This window comes from Streptomyces sp. sk2.1 (assembly GCF_008120935.1).
Taxonomy (GTDB): domain Bacteria; phylum Actinomycetota; class Actinomycetes; order Streptomycetales; family Streptomycetaceae; genus Streptomyces.
In genome coordinates this window covers 240,082-261,253 of the sequence record NZ_RDBO01000077.1, presented here as the reverse complement: position 1 = coordinate 261,253, position 21,172 = coordinate 240,082, and the positions used below count along the sequence as shown (strand labels likewise).

Annotated in this window: 14 protein-coding genes and 1 pseudogene; 6 read left to right on the top strand and 9 right to left on the bottom strand. The window is 73.6% G+C overall.

The annotated features are described in order from the left end of the window. Window positions 1-10: 10 nt before the first annotated feature. Window positions 11-1,744, bottom strand: a complete 1,734-nt coding sequence (locus EAO76_RS28530) for a DUF6350 family protein (protein WP_222872213.1) — start codon at window positions 1,742-1,744, stop codon at window positions 11-13. A 125-nt stretch (window positions 1,745-1,869) separates the two neighbouring features. Between EAO76_RS28530 and EAO76_RS46705 the strand changes: the two genes are divergently transcribed. Both EAO76_RS46705 and EAO76_RS46700 read left to right on the top strand, forming a co-directional pair. Then, window positions 1,870-2,562: a helix-turn-helix transcriptional regulator gene (locus EAO76_RS46705; RefSeq protein ID WP_262375807.1), complete on the top strand. Its 693-nt coding sequence runs from the start codon at window positions 1,870-1,872 to the stop codon at window positions 2,560-2,562. Next, entirely contained in the window at window positions 2,559-3,497 is a 939-nt protein-coding gene (locus tag EAO76_RS46700) for an RNA polymerase sigma factor (protein ID WP_399462943.1), read from the top strand. Before EAO76_RS46705 ends, EAO76_RS46700 begins: the two co-directional genes overlap by 4 nt. A gap of 126 nt (window positions 3,498-3,623) precedes the next feature. Here the strand turns inward: EAO76_RS46700 and sucD are convergent, their stop codons facing one another. The 6 genes and pseudogenes from sucD to EAO76_RS28495 form a co-directional block, all read right to left on the bottom strand. After that, window positions 3,624-4,508 carry a succinate--CoA ligase subunit alpha gene (gene sucD, locus EAO76_RS28520; RefSeq protein WP_148838788.1) on the bottom strand — a complete coding sequence of 295 codons (885 nt, stop codon included), beginning with the start codon at window positions 4,506-4,508 and terminating at the stop codon, window positions 3,624-3,626. Between the two features lie 21 nt (window positions 4,509-4,529). After that, entirely contained in the window at window positions 4,530-5,711 is a 1,182-nt protein-coding gene (sucC, locus tag EAO76_RS28515) for an ADP-forming succinate--CoA ligase subunit beta (RefSeq protein WP_148838787.1), read from the bottom strand. Between the two features lie 229 nt (window positions 5,712-5,940). Next, window positions 5,941-7,161, bottom strand: coding sequence for a VWA domain-containing protein (locus tag EAO76_RS28510; protein ID WP_148838786.1), 1,221 nt, complete (start codon window positions 7,159-7,161; stop codon window positions 5,941-5,943). Then, window positions 7,158-9,692, bottom strand: a complete 2,535-nt coding sequence (locus EAO76_RS28505) for a DUF5682 family protein (RefSeq protein WP_262375806.1) — start codon at window positions 9,690-9,692, stop codon at window positions 7,158-7,160. Before EAO76_RS28505 ends, EAO76_RS28510 begins: the two co-directional genes overlap by 4 nt. Beyond that, on the bottom strand, window positions 9,689-10,801 hold the full coding sequence (locus tag EAO76_RS28500; RefSeq protein ID WP_148838785.1) for an AAA family ATPase: 1,113 nt from the start codon (window positions 10,799-10,801) through the stop codon (window positions 9,689-9,691). The genes EAO76_RS28505 and EAO76_RS28500 overlap by 4 nt, the downstream gene beginning before the upstream one ends. An 89-nt stretch (window positions 10,802-10,890) precedes the next feature. Next, a pseudogene (locus EAO76_RS28495) lies at window positions 10,891-11,247 on the bottom strand (hypothetical protein); the annotation flags it as partial. Between the two features lie 90 nt (window positions 11,248-11,337). On the opposite strand from EAO76_RS28495, the gene EAO76_RS28490 reads away from it, so the two are divergent. Further along, window positions 11,338-12,831, top strand: coding sequence for an SWIM zinc finger family protein (locus EAO76_RS28490; RefSeq protein WP_148838783.1), 1,494 nt, complete (start codon window positions 11,338-11,340; stop codon window positions 12,829-12,831). 29 nt (window positions 12,832-12,860) lie between these two features. Then, entirely contained in the window at window positions 12,861-14,492 is a 1,632-nt protein-coding gene (locus EAO76_RS28485) for a DUF5691 domain-containing protein (RefSeq protein WP_148838782.1), read from the top strand. Between the two features lie 137 nt (window positions 14,493-14,629). On the opposite strand, the gene EAO76_RS28480 is transcribed toward EAO76_RS28485, so the two are convergent. Continuing rightward, a complete protein-coding gene (locus EAO76_RS28480; protein ID WP_148838781.1) occupies window positions 14,630-15,043 on the bottom strand; it encodes a cobalamin B12-binding domain-containing protein in 414 nt (137 codons plus the stop codon). A 413-nt stretch (window positions 15,044-15,456) separates the two neighbouring features. Here EAO76_RS28480 and EAO76_RS28475 point away from each other — a divergent pair, with 413 nt between their 5' ends. After that, window positions 15,457-16,545, top strand: coding sequence for an alpha/beta fold hydrolase (locus tag EAO76_RS28475; RefSeq protein ID WP_148838780.1), 1,089 nt, complete (start codon window positions 15,457-15,459; stop codon window positions 16,543-16,545). Between the two features lie 308 nt (window positions 16,546-16,853). Then, complete coding sequence (locus EAO76_RS28470; RefSeq protein ID WP_148838779.1) at window positions 16,854-18,446, top strand: M23 family metallopeptidase; 1,593 nt, start codon at window positions 16,854-16,856, stop codon at window positions 18,444-18,446. A gap of 99 nt (window positions 18,447-18,545) precedes the next feature. Here EAO76_RS28470 and pcrA read toward each other — a convergent pair whose 3' ends face one another. Continuing rightward, window positions 18,546-21,026 carry a DNA helicase PcrA gene (gene pcrA, locus EAO76_RS28465; RefSeq protein ID WP_148838778.1) on the bottom strand — a complete coding sequence of 827 codons (2,481 nt, stop codon included), beginning with the start codon at window positions 21,024-21,026 and terminating at the stop codon, window positions 18,546-18,548. Between the last annotated feature and the right edge of the window lie 146 nt (window positions 21,027-21,172).

Sequence of the window (21,172 nt, the reverse complement as noted above, 5' to 3'; positions counted from 1 at the left end):
CTCCGCGCGCTCACCGGTCCCCGGACGGTCCGGCCTCTCCCGGCCGGGCCGTCCGCTCGTGCCACGGGTCGGTCGGCAGGAAGTCGTACGGCTCGAAGCCGTCGTCCTCGTCCGCTCCGGGCGCGACGGCCGGGCCCGGCACCCGGGCGGAGGAGGCGGGCGCGGACATCGCCGCCCCACCGGTACCGCCGGCACCGACACCGGCGTTCGACCTCGCCTTCCGCTCCGGTTCGGAGCCCGGTTCCGGGGCGGGAGCCGGGGCGGTCGCGGACACGGCGTCCGGCACGGGCGGCTCGGCCCCCGCCGTACCGTCGTCGCCCCAATGGCCGTGCCACGGCCACCACCACCACCGCCCCTCGCCGTCCTCCTCCCGCCGGTCCTGCCGCTCTCTCTGCTCCTTCTGCTCCCTCTGCTCCCTCTGCTCCTTCTGCTCCTTCTGCTCCTTCTGCTCCCGGGCAGGCTGTTCCCCGTTCCCGTTCTCGTCGGGCTCCCGCAGCCGCCAGGTCCTCAGCAGCAGCGCTCCCGGAACGCCGACGAGCATCGCCCATGCCAGGGCCGCCGCCCCCGTCAGCCACCACACCGGCCCGAACTCCGCCAGGGCCCGGGTCCCGAGCGGCCCTCCCGACGCCGCCGCCAGCACCGCCGCGCCGACCCCGCACCCCACCGCGCCCAGGGCGGCCGTCAGCGCGGTCTCCCGCTGACTCCACGCCTCCTCCCGTGCCGCCCGCACGGGCACGGCCCGGCGCACCGTGAACCAGGCGATCGTCACCCCCGCCGCGACCGGCACCGCACCGGCCGCCCAGTTCGGGGCCGTGCCGGGGCCCTCCGCCGGTACCGCGGCGAGCAGCGGGAAGGCGGGCAGCGCCGGGCTCCCCGAGAAGGCGAGCGGGGTGACCGTGGACGCCGTACCGAGCGCGAAGCCCGGCCCGAGCCCGTACGCAGCGGCCCAGACCGCCGCGTTCGGCACCAGCACCAGCGCGAGCAACAGGACCGAGACCTGCCCCGCCCCGTCGTCCGAGAGCCGGGCGAACGACTGCTGCGCGGACTCCGCGTGCCGGACCAGCGCCACCGCGACGAGCAGCGCGCCGCCGCCGAGCAGTACCGCCGTCCCGGCCGCGGCCGAGCGGCACGCCGTCCTCACCCGTTCCCCGAACCGGTCGCGCGCCAGTGCCTCGTGCAGCCGCACCGGTGCCCAGGACGGCGGCGGTCCGACCGGGCGTCCGGCCGCCGTCCAGACCCCGGCCGCCGCGGCGCCCATCACTACGACGGCCGAGGGGAGGAGCAGCGACATCGGACGCACGGACAGCGCGCCGCCGCCCCGCGCGTAGACCACGACGGCCGCACCCACCAGCAGGTACCCGCCGACGACCATGAGGAAGGTGACCGTCGTCGAGGACGCCGGGCGCTCCTCGTCGGCCAGCGCGTCCCGGACCGCCCGGTGCACGAGCCACACCGGCACCACGGCGAGCAGCAGCGGAACGAGGCCGACCGGAGCGGGAACCCCGCTGAGCGTGTCGGTCCTGATCAGCTCGGCGCCGTGCGCGAGCAGCCAGAGCCCGGCCGCCGTGTGGAGGGCGCCGCCGGGGCTGCTGTCCGGGTCCGGGGAGCAGATCCACAGCACCAGGACGAGCACGGTCAGCGAGCCCAGCCCCAGCCCGGCCGCGATCGCTCCGCGCAGGAGGGCGAAGAGCGGCGCGGTGGACCGGGTGGACTCCGCCGGCGACGACGGACTGCGTTCGGTCATTCGGGTCACACCGCAATGCTCCCAACGACACGCGCTTATTTCGCGCAACAGGCGAATGGCCGCTGTGTCGCTCAATATACGTTTATGTTCTTTTCCACCCGGTGTCGCTCCAACGGGGGTTCTACATGACGCGGAGTCCGGCCGACCCGGCCGCTGCCCACCCACTCCCCTCCCCCAAGGAGCGACGCAGACTGCGCGAGGCGAAGTCACTGAGTGAGGAGCAGGTGGCGACGGCCGTGGGCGTCACCCGGGCCACGGTCCGGTCCTGGGAGACGGGACGCAGTTCTCCCCGGGGGCGGAAGCGCGAGGCATACGCCAGGCTGATCGGCGGAGGCAGGACGGGCCCACAGGCCACGCCTCCGAACGCACGGACCAAGACGGCCGCCGCGAACACCCGGCCGAAGGCCGCCGCCAAGCGGGCCGCCCGGCCGACGTCGCCGACGTCGGTCGCGAGGCTGGCCAAACCGGTGGTGTCCACGAAGCCGGGACCGTCCGCACGGCCGCCGTCCCGTCCGCCGAACCCCGTCGAAGCCACCGGGAGCACCACCATGGCCCCGACCGAGCCCGGCACCACCCCCGATCTGCGCCCGGCACCACCCCCGATCTGCCCGGCACGCCCACCACCCGCCGCGCCCCCGCGCCCGAACGCGCCTCCGCCACCAGACGCACGCCGACCATCAGACGCACGCCGACCGCCGAACGCGCGCCGACCGCTGAACGCGCGTCCGCAGCACCGGCTGCGGCGCCCAAGGCCCCCAAGGCTTCCAAGACCCCCGCGGCACCGCCTGCGGCGCCCTCGACACCCGCGGCACCCGTGACGCCCGCCGAGGCCCCGGAGAACGGGACCGCGGAGGACCGGGCCGACGGGCCCTCCCCCGCCCAGGCGTTCGACGCCCTGTACCGGCACTGCGCCGAGGCCCTCTTCCGGCAGGCCTTCCTGCTGACCGGGCGCCGGGCCCTCGCCCGGGAGTCCGTCGCGCAGGCCTTCGCCCTGGCCTGGGACCGCTGGCCCGAGGTCGCGGTGGACCGGGACCCGGTGGGCTGGGTACGGGCCGCGGCGTACGAGTACGCCGTGTCGCCGTGGCACCGGCTGCGCCGCGCCCACCGCCACCCCGACCCGCCGCAGGCCGAGCCCGGTGCGCGGGCCCTGCTCGACGCACTGCTCGAACTGCCGCCGTCCTACCGGCGCACCCTGCTGCTCCATGACGGTGTCGGCCTGGACCTGCCGGACACGGCGGCGGAGACGGAGGCGAGCACCCCGGCGGCGGCGAGCCGGCTGATGAACGCCCGCGCCGCGATCGCCGAGCGGCTCTCCGCGCCGACGGAACCCGGCGCCCCTGCCGGGCCCGACGCCGATTCCGGATGGTCCGGCGCCGATTCCGGGCAGTCCGGCGCCGAGGCGTCCGCCGACCGGTCGGCGCTCCTGCACGAACAGCTCGGCGCGCTCGCCCTGGCCCAGCCCTGCGGCTCGCTCCTTCCGCCCGCCATGGTCCGCGAGGGCAGCGAGCGCAAGGCCCAGCTGTGGACCAGGGCGGCCGTCTCCTTCACGGTGCTGATCATCGGCCTGACGCTGTTCACCCTGGCGACGGCCACGGCACGGTACGAGGCCCCGGCGTCACCCGCCCGGCAGGTCGACGGGGTGCCGCCGCACAACGGTCCGGAGAAGCTGACGCCGCAGGACCTGAAGCTGCGGAAGAAGCTGCACGGCGAACTCGTGCAGGGTCCGGCACGGCTGGTCCCCGGCGCCGGCTGAACCACCGGCCCGGACAGCGCAGGAACGACAGGACCGGCACAACCGACGGCAACGGCGCGGGCCCGTACCCCTTGACCGGGGTACGGGCCCGCGCCGTCCGTGCGGTGCCGCGATGCGATCGGGCGATCAGGCGCCGAGGATCTCGCGCGCCAGCTTGGCCGTCTCGGTCGGCGTCTTGCCGACCTTGACGCCGGCGGCCTCGAGGGCCTCCTTCTTCGCCTGGGCGGTGCCGGAGGAGCCGGAGACGATGGCGCCCGCGTGGCCCATGGTCTTGCCCTCGGGGGCGGTGAAGCCCGCGACGTAACCGACGACCGGCTTGGTGACGTTGGCCTTGATGAAGTCGGCCGCACGCTCCTCGGCGTCGCCGCCGATCTCACCGATCATCACGATCAGGTCGGTCTCCGGGTCCGCCTCGAACGCCGCGAGGGCGTCGATGTGCGTCGTGCCGATGACCGGGTCGCCACCGATGCCGACGGCGGACGAGAAGCCGATGTCGCGGAGCTCGTACATCATCTGGTAGGTCAGCGTGCCGGACTTGGACACGAGACCGATGCGGCCGGGCTTGGTGATGTCGCCCGGGATGATGCCGGCGTTGGACTGGCCGGGGGTGATCAGACCGGGGCAGTTCGGGCCGATGATCCGGGTCTTGTTGCCCTTCGACGTCGCGTACGCCCAGAAGGCGGCCGAGTCGTGGACGGCGATGCCCTCGGTGATCACGACGGCGAGCGGGATCTCGGCGTCGATCGCCTCGACGACGGCGGCCTTGGCGAAGGCCGGCGGCACGAAGAGAACGGACACGTTCGCGCCGGTCTTCTCCATCGCCTCCGCGACGGAGCCGAAGACGGGTACCTCGGTGCCGTCGAAGTCGACGGACGTACCGGCCTTGCGCGGGTTCACACCGCCGACGATGTTGGTGCCGTCACCGAGCATGAGCTTGGTGTGCTTCATACCGGTGGCGCCGGTCATCCCCTGGACGATGACCTTGCTGTCCTTGGTGAGGAAGATAGCCATGGTGTTGGAGTCCCTCGTCCCTTACTTCGCAGCCGCGGCGAGCTCGGCGGCCTTGTCGGCCGCGCCGTCCATGGTGTCCACGCGCTGAACGAGCGGGTGGTTCGCGTCGGAGAGGATCTTGCGACCCAGCTCCGCGTTGTTGCCGTCGAGGCGCACGACCAGCGGCTTGGTGACTTCCTCGCCCTTGGACTTGAGGAGCGCGAGCGCCTGGACGATGCCGTTGGCGACCTCGTCGCACGCGGTGATGCCGCCGAAGACGTTGACGAAGACGGACTTGACGTCCGGGTCGCCGAGGATGATCTCCAGGCCGTTCGCCATGACCTCGGCGGAGGCACCGCCACCGATGTCGAGGAAGTTGGCGGGCTTCACGTTGCCGTGGTTCTCACCGGCGTACGCGACGACGTCCAGGGTCGACATGACCAGACCGGCGCCGTTGCCGATGATGCCGACCTCGCCGTCGAGCTTGACGTAGTTGAGGTTCTTGGCCTTGGCGGCGGCCTCCAGCGGGTTGGCCGCGGCCTTGTCCTCCAGCGCCTCGTGCTCGGGCTGGCGGAAGTCGGCGTTCTCGTCGAGCGAGACCTTGCCGTCCAGGGCCAGGATGCGGCCGTCCTTGGTCTTGACCAGCGGGTTGACCTCGACGAGGAGGGCATCCTCGGCGACGAAGGTGTCCCAGAGCGTCACCAGCACCTCGGCGACCTTCTCGGCCACCTCCGCCGGGAACGCGGCCTGGGCGACGATCTCGCGGGCCTTCTCGATCGTGACGCCATCGACGGCGTTGACCGGGACCTTCGCGAGGGCCTCGGGGGTCTTCTCCGCGACCTCCTCGATGTCCATGCCGCCCTGCACCGAGGCCATGGCCAGGAAGGTGCGGTTGGTGCGGTCGAGGAGGTACGAGACGTAGTACTCCGCCTCGATCTCCGGAGACAGCTCGGCGATCATCACCTTGTGGACCGTGTGGCCCTTGATGTCCATGCCGAGAATGTCGGTCGCGCGGGCGACCGCCTCGTCGGGGGTGCCGGCCAGCTTGACGCCGCCGGCCTTGCCGCGGCCGCCGACCTTCACCTGCGCCTTGACGACAGACTTGCCGCCCAGCCGCTCGGTCGCCTCGCGGGCCGCCTCAGGCGTGTCGATGACTTCACCGGCCAGCACCGGTACACCGTGCTTGGCGAAGAGGTCCCTCGCCTGGTACTCGAACAGGTCCACGCGCGTCCGTCCCTTAATCAATGGTCTCGCGGTTCGTTTTCTGCGTGGGCGTGCCGCGAGGGGCAACGTGACTGCTGAGTCACCAGGAAGGCGCACACGGTGACCCCGGTACGCGGCATGTCCATCTCGCAGGTTATCCCCGCGTCCCGCAGGACCCTAAATCACAGATACCGACGGAGCGGTGATTACGGTCACAGATCACGCCGGTGGCCGGGTCGCGGTGGCCCGGTCACCGGTCCGGCTCCCGGTCCGGCACGGGGAGCGGCCGCTTCTCGACGGCCGCCGCCATCACTTCGGGGAACAGGTCCGGGGTGCACGCGAAGGCCGGTGCGCCCAGGGCGGCGAGCGCCGCCGCGTGCTCGCGGTCGTAGGCGGGCGCGCCCTCGTCGGACAGCGCGAGCAGGGCCACGAACTGCACACCGGACGCCTTCATCGCGGCGACCCGCTTCAACATCTCGTCGCGTATGCCGCCCTCGTAGAGGTCGCTGATGAGAACGACGACGGTGTCCGCCGGACGGGTGATGTGCGACTGGCAGTGGGCGAGCGCCCGGTTGATGTCGGTGCCGCCGCCGAGCCGGGTGCCGAAGAGGACGTCGACGGGGTCGTCGAGCTGGTCGGTGAGGTCGACCACCGCCGTGTCGAAGACGACGAGCCTGGTCCGCAGGGTGCGCATGGAGGCGAGCACCGCGCCGAAGACGGAGGCGTAGACCACGGAGGCGGCCATCGACCCCGACTGGTCGATGCAGAGGATCACGTCCTTCTTCACGGACCGGTCGGCCCGTCCGTGGCCGATGAGCCGTTCGGGGACGACGGTGCCGTACTCGGGGAGGTAGTTCTTGAGGTTGGCCCGGATGGTGCGGTCCCAGTCGATGTCGTGGTGACGGGGCCGGCTGATCCGCGCCGAACGGTCCAGCGCGCCGGTGAGGGTCGCCCGGGTACGGGTGGCGAGCCGCTTCTCCAGGTCCTCGACGACCTTGCGCACCACCGCTCTCGCGGTCTCCTTCGTCGTCTCGGGCATGGCCTTGTTGAGCGAGAGGAGCGTTCCGACGAGGTGGACGTCCGCCTCGACGGCCTCCAGCATCTCGGGTTCGAGGAGCAGCGCGGAGAGGCCGAGCCGGTCGATCGCGTCGCGCTGCATGACCTGGACGACGGAGCTGGGGAAGTACGTGCGGATGTCGCCGAGCCAGCGGGCCACGGAGGGCGCGGAGGCCCCGAGCCCGGCCGAACGGCTGCCCCTGCCCCGGTCGCCGGGCCTGCCCCCGCCGTACAGCGCGGTCAGCGCGCCGTCCATCGCGGCGTCTCGCCCGGTGAGGGTGTGGCCGGTGCTCTCGGCGCCGGCCCCGCCCAGCACCAGCCGCCACCGCCGCAGCCGCTCCCCGTCCGCCGCCCCTGTCGCCGTGCCCGCCGTCCCTGTCGCCGTGTCCGTGGTGCGGGCCGTGTGCGTGGTCATCCCGTTGCCCCCAGCGGTTCCTCGGTGTTCTCGGTGCTCTCGGTGTTCTCCGTGGTGGTTCCGGCGTGCGGGGCGGTGGGCAGGCCGAGCAGGAGGCGCAGCACCGGCTCCACCGCGTCGGCCCTGGCCCCGTCCAGTGCGGGGCCGAAACCGGGTGCCGTCGCACCGGCCCCGGTGACGGCCGCCGGACCGCCCGCGGCCGGGCCGCGCCGCACGAGCTCGCCCAGCGTGCGCCGTACGCCCGCCTCGTACGCCGAGAACGTCCGGCGCAGCAGCGGCAGCACGTCGACGAAGGTGTCGGCGGGGACTCCGGTGAGCCAGGCGTCGACCAGGCCCAGCAGCCGCTCGTCGTGGACGAGCAGCATCCCGCCCCCGGCGGCTCCCCCGACGAACCCCTCGATCCACGCGGCGGCGTCGGCCGGGGGCGTGCCCGGCGAGAGGGCCAGGCCCATCAGCCGTGCCGCGTCGTCCTCCCCGAGCCGCCCCTCGTCGAGCAGCAGCCGGGCGGCGCGGCCCCGGACGACCCCCGCGACCGTGTCCCGGGCGGCGAGTCCGCGCAGTGCGTCCGCCCAGCGCTCGCGCAGCCCGTCCGCCCAGCGCTCGCGCAGCCCGTCCGCGTCCGCCACCGCCCGCGCGGTCCCGGAGAGCAGCCCGATCGCGGTGTGCACGCCGTCCACCCGGCGGCGCATCTCCTCGGCTCCGTCGGCGTCGAGCCCGGTGCAGGCGGGCGGCAGCCCGACCCGGATCCGTTCGGCGAGCCCGGCCGCGACCTCGCCGAGCGCCGTCGTGTCCGTGGACCGCACGTCGCCGTAGCGCAGGGTGCGGGCCAGCGCGGGCAGGGCGTCGGCGAGGTGGCCGACGTCGGAGTCGAGCGCGGCCCGGTCGGCGAGGGCCCGCATCACGACGGGCAGGGCCTCGGGCAGCTCCGCGAGGAGGCACTGCTCGGCCAGTGCCGTGACCTCGGCGAGCGTGGTGGCCGCCTCGGCCAGCGCCCCGGCCCTGGCCGTCGCGGCGGAGAGCACGGTGGTGCCCCAGGTCCCGGCCTCGGCGACCTGTACGTACAGCTCGGGTTCCCAGCGCAGCAGCCAGCTCTCCCGGAAGGTGCCGGTGCTCGCCCGGCCGGCCACGGGCTCGCCCCAGCCGACGGCGAGGACGCGCAGCCGGTGGAGCAGTCGGCTGCGGGCCGCGTCGTTGTCCTTGCGCAGGTCGAGCTCCAGCTCACGCTCCTGCGCCTCCGGTTTGAGCCGGAGCGTGCGCTGCCGGCGGGCGAGGTCGCGTTGCAGGGGGACGGCGGGGGCGGTGTCCGGGACCTCGCCGAGGGTCTCGCCGACGACGAGCCGGTCCCGGACGAGGGCCAACGGCACGTCGGAGCCCTCGCACATCACGGCCCTGATCGCGTCGGTCGTCTCGCTCAGCCCGGCGAGCGGGCGGCCGCGCAGGGCGGCGAGGGCCCCGGCGAGCCGGACGGCCTCGATGACGTGGGCGGACGAAACGAACCGGTCCTCGTCGCGCATGAGTCCGGCGACCTTGGTCATCCACCGCTCGATCGGGCGGTCGGCGGCCTCGAAGAGGTGCCCGTACCAGCCGGGCGATTCGATGCCCGCCCCGTATCCGCTGTGCCGGGCGAGCCTGCGGTGCGACCAGGGCACCCAGGTCATCTCGGTCCTGATCCTGGGCAGCCCCTTGAGCAGGGCGCGGTCGGCGGTGAGCGTGGTCACCGCGCCGAGGGCGGGGACGTGCCAGGCGCCGCAGACGACCGCGATGCCGTCGCCGAACTCCTTGACCGCCTTGCGCAGTTGGATGCGCATGTACGCCTCGCGGACGGTGTCGCGCGGGTGGCCGCCGTCCCCGTACACCTCGCGCAGGGCGGTCATCGCCTCGGTGAGCGCGGCGAAGGGGGCCAGCGGGTCGGCGGGGCCGCCGTCCTGGGTGCGGTGTTCGACGACGTCCTCCCACCAGCGCTCCGGGTCGTCGTAGCCCGCCGCCCCGGCGAGCACGGCGACGGGATCGACCGGTGCCCGCACGGACGGATCGACGGATGGACCGATGGACGGGTCTCCGGACGGATCGGCAGATGGGGTGGCGGACGGGGCGCCCGCGTCGGACGCGCCCGCGCCGTCGGCCGCCGCGGGCCCGTCCCCCGCCTCGTCGCCGTCACCGCCGTCGGCCGCCGCCTGTTCCGCGGCGCGTGTCATGGCCAGGGAGTGTGCCGCGGGCAGGTCGATGAAGCGGACCGGGACGTCGTGTTCGAGGGCCCAGCGGATCGCGACCCATTCGGGCGAGAACGCGGCCAACGGCCAGAACGCCGCCTGTCCCGGATCGTCCACGGCGTGCGCGAGGAGCGCGACCGGCGGCCGCATCCCCTCGTCGGCGGCCAGCGGCAGCAGCGCGTCGCCCTCCGGCGGCCCCTCGACGAGCACGGCCCCCGGGCGTGCGGCGTCCAGGGCGGCGCGGACGGCCCGCGCCGAGCCGGGGCCGTGGTGCCGCACCCCCAGCAGCAGCGGCCCCGCGGGGCGCTCGGCCCGGGTCATGCGGATACCTCGCGGCAGGCGCGGTAGAAGTCCTTCCACCCGTCCCGCTCCCGGACCACCGTCTCCAGGTACTCCTGCCAGACCACCCGGTCGGCCGCGGGGTCGCGGACGACCGCGCCGAGGATGCCGGCCGCCACGTCGCCGGGGCGCAGCACTCCGTCGCCGAAGTGCGCGGCCAGGGCCAGGCCGTTGGTGACGACGGAGATCGCCTCGGCCGTCGACAGCGTCCCCGAGGGGGACTTGAGCTTGGTGCGGCCGTCGGTGGTGACGCCGTCGCGCAGCTCGCGGAAGACCGTGACGACACGCCGGATCTCGGCCATGCCGTCGGGGGCGGCCGGGAGGTCGAGGGAACGCCCTATCTGGTCGACGCGCCGGGACACGATGTCCACCTCGGCGTCGGGGGTGGCCGGCAGCGGGAGCACGACGGTGTTGAACCGGCGGCGCAGCGCGCTGGACAGTTCGTTGACCCCGCGGTCGCGGTCGTTGGCGGTGGCGATGACGTTGAACCCGCGGACCGCCTGGACCTCCTGGCCCAGCTCGGGGACGGGGAGCGTCTTCTCCGACAGGATCGTGATGAGCGAGTCCTGGACGTCGGCGGGGATCCGGGTCAGTTCCTCGATGCGGGCGGTCATGCCGCCGGACATGGCGCGCATGAGCGGGCTGGGCACCAGGGCGTCGCGGCTGGGGCCGTGCGCGAGCAGCTGCGCGTAGTTCCATCCGTAGCGGACGGCCTCCTCGGGGGTGCCCGCCGTGCCCTGGACGAGCAGGGTCGAATCACCGCTGACGGCGGCCGCGAGGTGCTCCGAGACCCAGGTCTTGGCGGTGCCGGGAACGCCGAGGAGCAGGAGGGCGCGGTCGGTGGCGAGCGTGGTCACCGCGACCTCGACGAGGCGGCGCGGGCCCACGTACTTGGGTGTGATCACCGTGCCGTCGGGCAGGGTGCCGCCGAGCAGGTAGGTGGCGACGGCCCACGGCGAGAGCTGCCAACGGGCGGGCCGCGGGCGGTCGTCGGCCGCGGCGAGGGCCTTCAGCTCGTGGGCGAAGGCGTCCTCGGCGTGCGGGCGCAGTGCCTGCGCGCCGGTGGCGGCGGTGGTTTCGGGCACGGTCATGGATCCCCCTCCAGATCGGTCGACCTGATGTGGTTCCACCGTGCACCACGGCACTGACAATCGGCCCCCGGCCCCGACCGGGGGCCGATTCACCCGTCACGGGCGCGGGGCCGCCGCGGGCCCGGGGGTCGGCCCGCCACCGGGGAGACGGCCACGCAGCCGCCCGCGGCGATCATGTGCCTGCCCTCGCCCTCCTTGATGACCTTGCCCTTGTACGTGATCGAGCAGCGGACGTCGGCGGTGCTCCCGTCCACGATGAACGGCATGACGGCGGACGGCATGATCCCGCGCGGCGTGACGGTCTTCCGCCACGGCGGCCCGGGCGACTCGACCGTCTCGATCTCCGGTTCCATGGCATCGCCCCTGCCGCCGTGGAACTGGATCTCGTCGATGTCCTTGCCGGTGACCTCGTACGCCTCGTCGACGGCCTCGTCCACCTGGTCGACTCGCGTAGGACGAGTGGGGTCGAAATGCGTGCCGGCCGCTGAAGCAACAGGTCAGGGCGATTGTCAGTGGTGCGCTCTACCGTCGTTCCCATGCTGCTATCTCACGGGGGAGAACCTTCGCGCACCGCCGCTGCGGTGGCGCGCTGGACGGTGGAGCAGGTACTGGCCCTCGCTCCTGACGAGGCGTCGCGCAAGGCGGGGAGCAAGCTCGGTTCGGCGGGTCCGTGGTCGGGTGGCGGGTGCGACGGCTCGGGTGCGGTGTGGGGGCTGTGCAAGGGCAGCGGGAGCAAGCCGTACCGGACGGTCGTGGACGTCACGGGCCCCGCGTACAAGTGCAGTTGTCCGAGCCGGAAGTTCCCGTGCAAGCACGCCCTGGGGCTGCTGCTGGTCTGGGCGTCGGACGGGGCGGCGCTGCCCGGCGGCGAGGCGCCGGACTGGGCCGGGGAGTGGCTGACGGGCCGTCGCGCGCGGACGGCCGGGAAGACGGGGAAGGACGCACCGGGGGGTGGTGCGGCGTCCGGTCCGGCCGATCCGGAGGCCGCCCGGCGCCGGGCCGAGCGCCGGGCCGAGCGGATCACCGGTGGTGCGCAGGAGCTGGAGGAGCGGCTCGCGGACCTGCTGCGCGGGGGGCTCGCGGCGGCCGGTCAGTCGGGGTACGGGCTCTGGGAGGAGACGGCGGCCCGCATGGTCGACGCCCAGGCGCCCGGGCTGGCGGCCAGGGTGCGGGAGTTGGGGTCCGTCCCGGGGTCCGGCCAGGGATGGCCGGTGCGGCTGCTGGAGGAGTGCGCGCTGCTCCATCTGCTGGACAGCGCCTGGCTGGGCATCGACCGGCTGCCGGAGCCGCTGGCTGCCACGGTCCGCACCCGGGTGGGGCTGACGACCCACGCCGAGGGCCCGCCGGTCCGCGACCACTGGCTGGTCCTCGCCCGGTACGACACCCCGGACGGCCGGATCGTCGCCCGCCGCATCTGGCTGCACGGCAGGAGGACGGGCCGCACGGCGCTGCTGCTGTCCTTCGGGGCTCCCGGACGCTCCCCCGCCCCGGCACTGCCGGTGGGCGTCACGATCGACGCCGAGATCACGCCCTACCCGGGCGCCGGTCAGCTGCGGGCGGAGCTGGGCGAGCAGTTCGGGACGCCGTCACAGGTCGGCACCCCGCCGCCCGGCGGCACCGCGGCCGATGCGATCGGGGCGTACGGGCGGGCCCTGCGGGACGATCCCTGGCTGGACTCCTGGCCGGTGACGCTGGGCGAGGTCATACCCGTGCCGTCCGGGGACGGCTGGCAGTTGGTGGACGCGGCGGGCGGGGCGGCCCTGCCCGTCGCCCCGGCGGCGCTGTCCCGGCCCGGCCTGTGGAAGCTGGTCGCGCTCTCCGGCGGCGCCCCGGTCACCGTCTTCGGCGAATGCGGCCACCGCGGCTTCGACCCGCTCGCGGCCTGGTCCACCGGAGCCGAAGCCGAAGCCGATACGGGGAACGGGGCCGGGGCCGATACCGGTACGGGCACGGGTGCGGGTGCGGACGGCACCGAGGACCTCTGGGCCGGTCCCGTCGACGCGGCGTTCGGGACCGTACCGCTCATCTGACGTCGGATTCGAAGTTCGAAGGGGGAGCAATGCCTCGCACGATCACACCCGCGGCCTGGGAAGAGCTCGTCACCACGGCGCTCCTGGGCACCGACCGACGCCCGGCGGGGGCCGACGGACCGACCGGCCTGCTGGACACGGCGGCGCTGCACACCGTGCGCCGCCGGGCGGGGCTGCTGCCCGCGGCCCCGGCGGCCCGGCCCGCACCCGCGCCCTCCGACCCCCGGCCGCCGCTGCCGCCTGCCGCGCGGCGCAGACTCGCGCAGTTGCTCGCGGACCGGTCGGCGTCGGGCGGCTCCGGCGGCCGGCGCGGCACCGCCCCCGACCTCACCGAGCTGATCCCGCAGTGGCTGGCCGTCGCCAACCGGTACGGCTTCCGGGCCCCGGCCCCGCTGCTCCCGGCCCTGCTGGACGCGGCCCGGGCCCGCACCGATCTGCGGCCGCAGGCCCTGGCCTTCGCCGGGCCGCGCGGGCTGTGGCTGGCCGGGCTGAACCCCGAGTGGAAGTTCGCGCTGCGCGGCTCGTCGGGCGGTTCGTCGCTGCCCGATGTGACGGACCCGGAGGCGGTCACAGAGCTGTGGGAGGAGGGGCTGTTCGCGGAGCGGGTCGCCCTGCTCGGGGCCGTCCGGGAGCACGACCCCGCCGAGGCGCTCGCGCTGCTCGGGTCCACGTGGTCCACCGAGCGTGCCGAGGACCGGCTGATGTTCCTCGACTCGCTGCGCTCCGGACTCTCCGCGGCCGACGAGCCCTTCCTGGAACAGGCCCTCTCCGACCGCAGCCGCAACGTCCGCTCCACGGCAGCCGAACTCCTCTCCGCGCTGCCGGAGTCGGCGCTCGCCGGTCGGATGGCGGCCCGCGCCCTGTCGTGCGTGGGCCCGGACCTCACCGGCGACGGCGCCTCGGTCGCCGTGGAGGCACCGCACGAGTGCGACGCCTCGATGGAGCGCGACGGCGTGGTGGCGGTGCCGCCGTCCGGCCGGGGCGAACGGTCCTGGTGGCTCGGCCAGTTGGTGGAGGCGACCCCGCTCGCGACCTGGCCGACGCGGTTCGGCGGCCGCGGCGCGCGGGAGATCGTCGGTCTTCCGGTGGCCGACGGCTGGGCCGAGGAGCTGCACGCGGCGTGGTGCCGGGCGGCGGTGCGGCAGCGGGACCCGGAGTGGGCCCGCGCACTGCTCGGCGCTCCTTCCGTCCCGCCGTCGAACGGCCCCGGCACGGCCTCGCTCGCCGAGCGCTCGAAGCTCCTCTCGGTGCTCCCCGCACCCGAACGGGCCGCGTGGGTGGCCGACTTCGTCGCCGCGCACGGCCTGTCCGAGGCGTTCCAGCTGCTGGGGGTCTGCCCGACGCCCTGGGCCGAACCCCTCGGCCGCGCGGTGGTCGACGCCCTGGACATCGCCCGGGACGCGGGCAGTTACCCGTGGAGCTTCAGCGGTGTGATGGGACTCGCAGAACGCTGCCTGAACCCGGCCGAGGCCGACCGCCTGGAGGTCCTCACCACCACCCCGGACGAACCGGAGGACGCCTCGCCGGGCGCGAACGGCTACTGGTCGGAGGCGTTCCAGCGGCTGGTCTCCACGCTGCGGCTGCGCGCGGCGATGGAACGGGAACTGATACCGGTACCGGCACCGGTACCCGCGTCGACGCCGGCATCGGCACCGGACTGACGTGGCCCGGAGCGGCGCGGGAAACTCCGGGGCGAAGCCTGGCGGGCGGGCCGGGAGAGGTGGCCCGCCGCCACATGGACGCCGGAAGGGACCGGAAGGAACCGGGGGAGAAGGAGGGGAAGGAGAAGGCGGGGCGGTCAGGCCTCGGCGGGGTGGCGCACGTTCGCGTTGACCCATTCGACGATCGAGACCGTCGTGGCACCCGGGGTGAAGATCTCCGCGACGCCCTGCTCCTTCAGCGGGGGGATGTCCGCCTCCGGGATGATGCCGCCGCCGAAGACCTTGATGTCCTCCGCCTCGCGCTCCTTCAGCAGCTCGATCACCTTGGCGAAGAGCGTGTTGTGCGCACCGGAGAGGATCGAGAGGCCGATCGCGTCGGCGTCCTCCTGGATCGCGGTGTCCACGATCTGCTCGGGCGTCTGGTGGAGCCCGGTGTAGATGACCTCCATCCCTGCGTCGCGCAGGGCCCGCGCGATCACCTTGGCGCCGCGATCATGGCCGTCCAGGCCCGGCTTCGCCACCACCACACGGATCGGACCGGTCACACCCATCACTGCCTCCACATGCGTCTCCCGTGCCTGAAGGGCCGGGGATGTGAACGAACGTTATCTACAGCATCCCGCAAGCCGTCGTTTCGCGGTGGACGGGGAGGGGGAAATCACACCTGGGACATGTTCACCGGGCGCCGGTCCCTCGGGAGACGGCAGGTCTGCCGCGCGGGACCGGCCGCCAGGGGAGCCGCTACGAGGTCGCCGTACCACCGCGCCGCCAGCCGCGCGGCACGGTGGTACGGCCAGCCCCGCCCGTCCGGCCCGTCGGCCGCCCCTCGGTCACCGCCGGTGAGCAGGGGTACGCGCGCCGGGGCCGGTCCCCGGCCGGTCCGGCCGCGGCCTCGCCCCGGAACCCCATGGGGGCATCCGGGTCGCGGCGGCCGCCCCCGGATGCCGGAGCAAGGAGGTCGGCCATGAAGGTCCCGCCTTTCCTTCCCGCACTGCTGTGCCTGCCGCTCCCGGTCCGCACCCGGCCGTCACCCGCCCTACTGAAGGCCGAAGCACTGGAGCTGGTGGTCTTCGCCGGACACGTACTGCTCTACCCCACCGGCATCACCGGAGAGCGCCACCCCATGTCGGACCCCACGGACCTCACAGATCCCATAAACCCCGCAGATCCCACAGACCCCACAGATCTCGCAGATCCCACAGGCCGAGCAGGCCCCACAGGCCGAGCAGGCCCCACAGGCCGAGCAGGCTCCGCAGGCCGGGCAGGCTCCGCAGGGCCACGTACCGTCCCGGACTGCCTCGGCCCCGCCGTTCCCCCGCCCGCCGTTCCCGTCGAGCCCACCGCTCCGGCCGGCACCTCCGGCCTCCCCGTCGAGGGCGACGAGCGGCCGCCCGTCGTGCTTCTGCACGGTTTCGTCGACAACCGCTCGGTCTTCGTCCTGCTGCGCCGCTCCCTCGCCCGGCACGGCTGGCGCCATCTGGAATCGCTCAACTACTCGCCGCTGACCTGCGACATCCGTACGGCGGCCGAGTTGCTCGGGCGGCACGTCGAGGAGATCTGCGCCCGCACCGGGCACCACGAGGTCGACATCGTCGGGCACAGCCTCGGCGGCCTGATCGCCCGCTACTACGTGCAGCGACTGGGCGGCGACCAGCGGGTCCGCACCCTGGTCACCCTCGGCACCCCGCACCAGGGCACCGCCGTCGCCCCGCTGGCGAGCGCCCACCCCATCGTGCGGCAGATGCGCACGGATTCCGTCCCGATCGAGGAGCTGCGCAGGCCCGCGCCCGGCTGCCGCACCCGGTTCGTGAGCTTCTGGAGCGAGCTGGACCGGGTGGTCGTCCCGACCGAGGCGGCCCGCATCGACCATCCGGATCTCGACGCGTTGAACGTACGGGTCACGGGAATCGGCCATCTCGCGCTGCCGGTGCACCCGTCGGTCGTCGCCGCGGTCCGGCAGGCACTGGAATCCGGTGAGCCGACGGCCGGAGCCGAAGAGCCCGAAGGCCCCGGGAAGGCCGGGGGAACCGACGGGACCGTCTCGGCGGCCTGACCCGGCCCGGACTCCCGGGCCACCCCGAGCAGCCCGGGTGCCCTGGACACCCACGGCGCCCCGTTCCGCGCTCCCATACCGTGTCCGCCGACACCCCGCAAATAGAACAAACTTCGAACATAGAGCCAAGGCTGTGTGCCCGGACCGTCGAAAGGCGGCCGATTGCCCGTTTCCTGAGCCGTCAGGGCCCGCCGAAGATTGTCGGCGTCGCATACCGCCGGGTACAGTCGCGGCCACTGCTCCCCCCTGGGATCCCCCCACCGGAACCCGGGCCCACAGGTCCTGCTGCCGAGGCGAGAGAGAAGTTGGTGAACGACCAGCACCCCCACGCCGGGTATGCCGGGTACGACAGCGATGCCACCGGCAGCTTCCACACCGACCCCCTCTTCGGTTCGCTCCCCGGCGGCCACGACGGCGCCTACGGCAACGGTTACGGCGCCGGACAGATGGGGCACAGCGGCCAGTACGACTCCACGCAGTGGGACACGGGCGCGCACCCGACCGCCTCGTACGACGGGTACGGCACGTACGCGGCACAGCCCCAGCAGCAGTACGAGGCGGCGCCGACCTACTCGACCACGGCCACCTGGACGCCCGCCGCCGACTACGGCACGACCGCGACCGTGCTCACCGACACCTCCGGCTTCATGGGCGTCCCGGCCCAGGCCGACTCCCCGGACGCCACGGGCCAGTGGGACACCGGCGGCTGGCAGCCGGGCAACCAATGGGCGGCGACCGACACGGCCGCGTACGACTCCGGCGTGTACGACGCCACGGCCTGGAACACCGGCGCCACGCCCGAGCACGAACAGCGGACGGCACAGACCGCGCAGACCGAACAGGTGCCGCACGAGGCACCGGCGGCGCACGACGCGTACGGGGTCCAGGAGACCCGCGCGGCGCACGAGTCGTACGAGTTCTACACCGGTGAGGGCTCCTACGACCCGTACGACCCCTACCGCACCGACGGGCACGGGCACGACGCCGAGCACGCGGCCGACCCGGACCACGGCACCGACGGCGACGCCGACCGGGGCCCCTCGATCCACGACGTCCCGACCCGCGACTTCCCGGTCCTGGACGCGGATCTGCCCGCCCCGGCGAACGACCCGCACCGACCGATCGGCCGCACCTCGGCCCGCGGCAACGGCGGCAACAGCCGCAGGCGGCGTTCCCCCGCGAAGCGTTCCGCGCTCCTCACCGTCGCCATTCCCTCCGCCTGCGTGATGAGCGTGGCCGGCATCGCGGCCGCCTCCGTCGGCGGACTGGGCGGCGAGGACAAGAAGGACGACGGCAAGACCACGATGGCGGCTCCCGACGCCGGAACCGTCAAGCCGGGCGTGGCCAACAACGAGCTGGACACCCAGCTGGCCAACCTCAGCGCCGACGCCGAGAACTTCGCCGACCGCGCCAGCCGCACCCAGGAACGCATCGACCTGCGGGAGCGGCAGGCCGCCGAGAAGAAGAAGCGCGAGGAGGAGGCCGCCCGCAAGGAGGCGCTGCGGCCCAAGTTCGTCATGCCGGTCGCCCAGCACACCCTCAGCGCGTACTTCGGCCAGTCGGGCGTCAACTGGATGTCCCGGCACACCGGCATCGACTTCCCCGTCCTCCAGGGCACGCCGGTGATGGCCGCGACGGACGGCACCGTGCGCACCCAGCTGAACAGCGCCTACGGGAACATGGCCATCGTCACCGCGGCCGACGGCACCGAGACCTGGTACTGCCACCTCAGCAGCACCAAGATCCGCTCGGGTCCGGTCAAGGCCGGCGACGTCATCGCCTACTCCGGCGACTCCGGGAACTCGACCGGCCCGCACCTGCACTTCGAGGTGCGTCCCGGCGGCGGCGCGGCGATCGACCCGCTGCCCTGGCTCCGCAGCCACGGCGTCGACCCGACCTGAGCCGACGGCCCCGAGCCCGCGGCCCGGAACACGGACGCGCATGATTCTGCCCGCCACACCGTCGGTGTGGCGGGCAGAATCATGCGCGCGGGGCCGGGGCTACAGCTTCTCGACCGGGGCGTACCGCAGCAGCAGCTTCTTCGGCCGGTCGTCCCCGAAGTCGACCGTGGCCTTCGCCTGGTCGCCGACGCCCTCGACCGCCGTCACCGTGCCGAGGCCGAACTGGTCGTGCGTGACCCGGTCCCCGACGGCCAGCGTGACCATCGGCTTGTTGTCCGAGGCCCGCCGGGTGGCGAAGCCCGAGGGGCCGGAGCGCGCGCGGGAGGCGGACAGCGACGAGGTGATCCCCGTCGTCGGCCCGGCCGGAGCCGCCATCGGCCCGGTCCGCTTCCACTCCAGGTGCTGGTCCGGGATCTCCTCCAGGAACCGCGACGGCGGGTTGTACGAGGGCTGCCCCCACGCGCTGCGCATCGCCGCCCGGGTCAGGTAGAGCCGCTCGCGGGCCCGGGTGATGCCGACGTAGGCGAGCCGCCGCTCCTCCTCCAGCTCCTTGGTCTGGCCCAGCGCCCGCATGTGCGGGAAGACGCCGTCCTCCAGGCCGGTCAGGAAGACCACCGGGAATTCGAGGCCCTTCGCGGTGTGCAGCGTCATGAGCGTGATGACGCCGGATCCGTCCTCGTCCTCGTCGGGGATCTGGTCGGAGTCGGCGACGAGGGCCACCTTCTCCAGGAACTCGGCGAGCGTGCCCGTCCCGGTGGTGGCCGCGGGCGTGCCGTCCCCGGCCGTCGCGCCCTCCCCCGCCGCCGCGCGCTCCTGCTCGAATTCGAGGGCCACCGAGGCGAGTTCCTGGAGGTTCTCGATCCGGGTCTCGTCCTGCGGGTCGGTGGACGCCTGGAGCTCGGCCAGATAGCCCGTGCGTTCCAGGACGGCCTCCAGGACCACCGCGGGGCCCGCGCCGGACTCGACGATCGTGCGCAGCTCCTCCATCAGCGTGTTGAACCGCTTGACGGCGTTGGCCGACCGGGCCGCCATGCCGTACGCCTCGTCGACCCGGCGCAGCGCCTGCGGGAAGGTGATCTTCTCGCGCAGGGAGAGGGCGTCGATCATCGCCTCGGCGCGGTCGCCGATGCCGCGCTTGGGCACGTTGAGGATGCGGCGCAGCGGGACGGTGTCCTCCGGATTGGCGAGGACGCGCAGGTAGGCCAGGATGTCCCGGACCTCCTTGCGCTCGTAGAAGCGCACACCGCCGACGACCTTGTAGGGCAGGCCGACGCGGATGAAGATCTCCTCGAAGACGCGGGACTGGGCGTTCGTGCGGTAGAAGATCGCGACGTCACCGGCCCTGGCGTCGCCCGCGTCGGTGAGCCGGTCGATCTCGTCCGCGACGAACTGCGCCTCGTCGTGCTCGGTGTCGGCGACGTAGCCGGTGATCCGGGCGCCCGTGCCGGCGTTCGTCCACAGGTTCTTGGGGCGGCGGCTCTCGTTGCGTTCGATGACCGCGTTGGCGGCGGACAGGATCGTCTGCGTGGAGCGGTAGTTCTGCTCCAGGAGGATCGTGGTCGCGTCCGGGTAGTCCTCCTCGAACTGGAGGATGTTGCGGATGGTCGCGCCGCGGAAGGCGTAGATCGACTGGTCCGCGTCACCCACGACGCACAGCTCGGCCGGGGCGTCGCCCTCGCCCGCCGGTCCGACCAGCTCCCGCACGAGGGTGTACTGGGCGTGGTTGGTGTCCTGGTACTCGTCGACCAGGACGTGCCGGAAGCGGCGGCGGTAGTGCTCGGCGACGTCGGGGAACGCCTGGAGCAGGTGGACCGTCGTCATGATGATGTCGTCGAAGTCCAGCGCGTTGGCCTCGCGCAGCCGGGACTGGTACATCGTGTACGCCTGGGCGAGCGTCTTCTCGAAGCCGTCGGCGGCCTGGCCGGCGAAGGTCTCCTCGTCGATCAGCTCGTTCTTCAGGTTGGAGACCTTGGCCGTGAACGACTTCGGCGGGAAGCGCTTCGGGTCCAGGTCGAGGTCGCGGCAGACCAGGGCCATCAGCCGCTTGGAGTCGGCCGCGTCGTAGATCGAGAACGACGAGGTGAAGCCGAGCTTCTTCGACTCGCGGCGCAGGATGCGCACGCACGCGCTGTGGAAGGTCATGACCCACATGGCGTTGGCGCGCGGTCCGACGAGCTGCTCGACGCGCTCCTTCATCTCGCCCGCGGCCTTGTTGGTGAACGTGATCGCGAGGATCTGACCGGGGTGCACCCCGCGCTCGGCCAGGAGGTGGGCGATCCGGTGGGTCAGCACCCGGGTCTTCCCGGAACCGGCCCCGGCGACGATGAGCAGCGGGGATCCCGCGTGCACGACGGCGGCGCGCTGTTCGGTGTTCAGCCCGTCGAGGAGCGCCGCCGGGTCGATGACGGGGCGGGGGGCGCCGTCGCGGTAGTACGCGTCCCTGGGCGGCGGCCCGTCGAACACGTCCCCGAAGAGCCCCTCCGGCACCTCTTCGGGTGCGGCGTCCTCGGGGGGCGGCGGGGGCTCTTCCTCCGAGTGCTGGAGGCCGGCCAGGAAACTGTCGTCAAAGAGGCTGCTCATCGCTTGTCGAGTCTAAGCCGCCGCGCCGACACCCGACGGGCCCTTGCCGAACCGCTCCCGGCGACCACCCGTCGAACACGGGTGGAGAGCGGGCGTACACGCCACGTGAGGAGTTCCGGCCCCTCGGCCGTCCCCGCCGCCCAGGT

Bases quoted from the DNA above. Each gene is read 5' to 3' on its own strand.
- EAO76_RS28530 (WP_222872213.1), bottom strand. From the start codon at position 1,744: ATGACCGAACGCAGTCCGTCGTCGCCGGCGGAGTCCACCCGGTCCACC.
- EAO76_RS46705 (WP_262375807.1), top strand. From the start codon at position 1,870: ATGACGCGGAGTCCGGCCGACCCGGCCGCTGCCCACCCACTCCCCTCC.
- sucD (WP_148838788.1), bottom strand. From the start codon at position 4,508: ATGGCTATCTTCCTCACCAAGGACAGCAAGGTCATCGTCCAGGGGATG.
- EAO76_RS28510 (WP_148838786.1), bottom strand. From the start codon at position 7,161: ATGACCACGCACACGGCCCGCACCACGGACACGGCGACAGGGACGGCG.
- EAO76_RS28505 (WP_262375806.1), bottom strand. From the start codon at position 9,692: ATGACCCGGGCCGAGCGCCCCGCGGGGCCGCTGCTGCTGGGGGTGCGG.
- EAO76_RS28500 (WP_148838785.1), bottom strand. From the start codon at position 10,801: ATGACCGTGCCCGAAACCACCGCCGCCACCGGCGCGCAGGCACTGCGC.
- EAO76_RS28490 (WP_148838783.1), top strand. From the start codon at position 11,338: ATGCTGCTATCTCACGGGGGAGAACCTTCGCGCACCGCCGCTGCGGTG.
- EAO76_RS28485 (WP_148838782.1), top strand. From the start codon at position 12,861: ATGCCTCGCACGATCACACCCGCGGCCTGGGAAGAGCTCGTCACCACG.
- EAO76_RS28480 (WP_148838781.1), bottom strand. From the start codon at position 15,043: ATGGGTGTGACCGGTCCGATCCGTGTGGTGGTGGCGAAGCCGGGCCTG.
- EAO76_RS28475 (WP_148838780.1), top strand. From the start codon at position 15,457: ATGAAGGTCCCGCCTTTCCTTCCCGCACTGCTGTGCCTGCCGCTCCCG.
- pcrA (WP_148838778.1), bottom strand. From the start codon at position 21,026: ATGAGCAGCCTCTTTGACGACAGTTTCCTGGCCGGCCTCCAGCACTCG.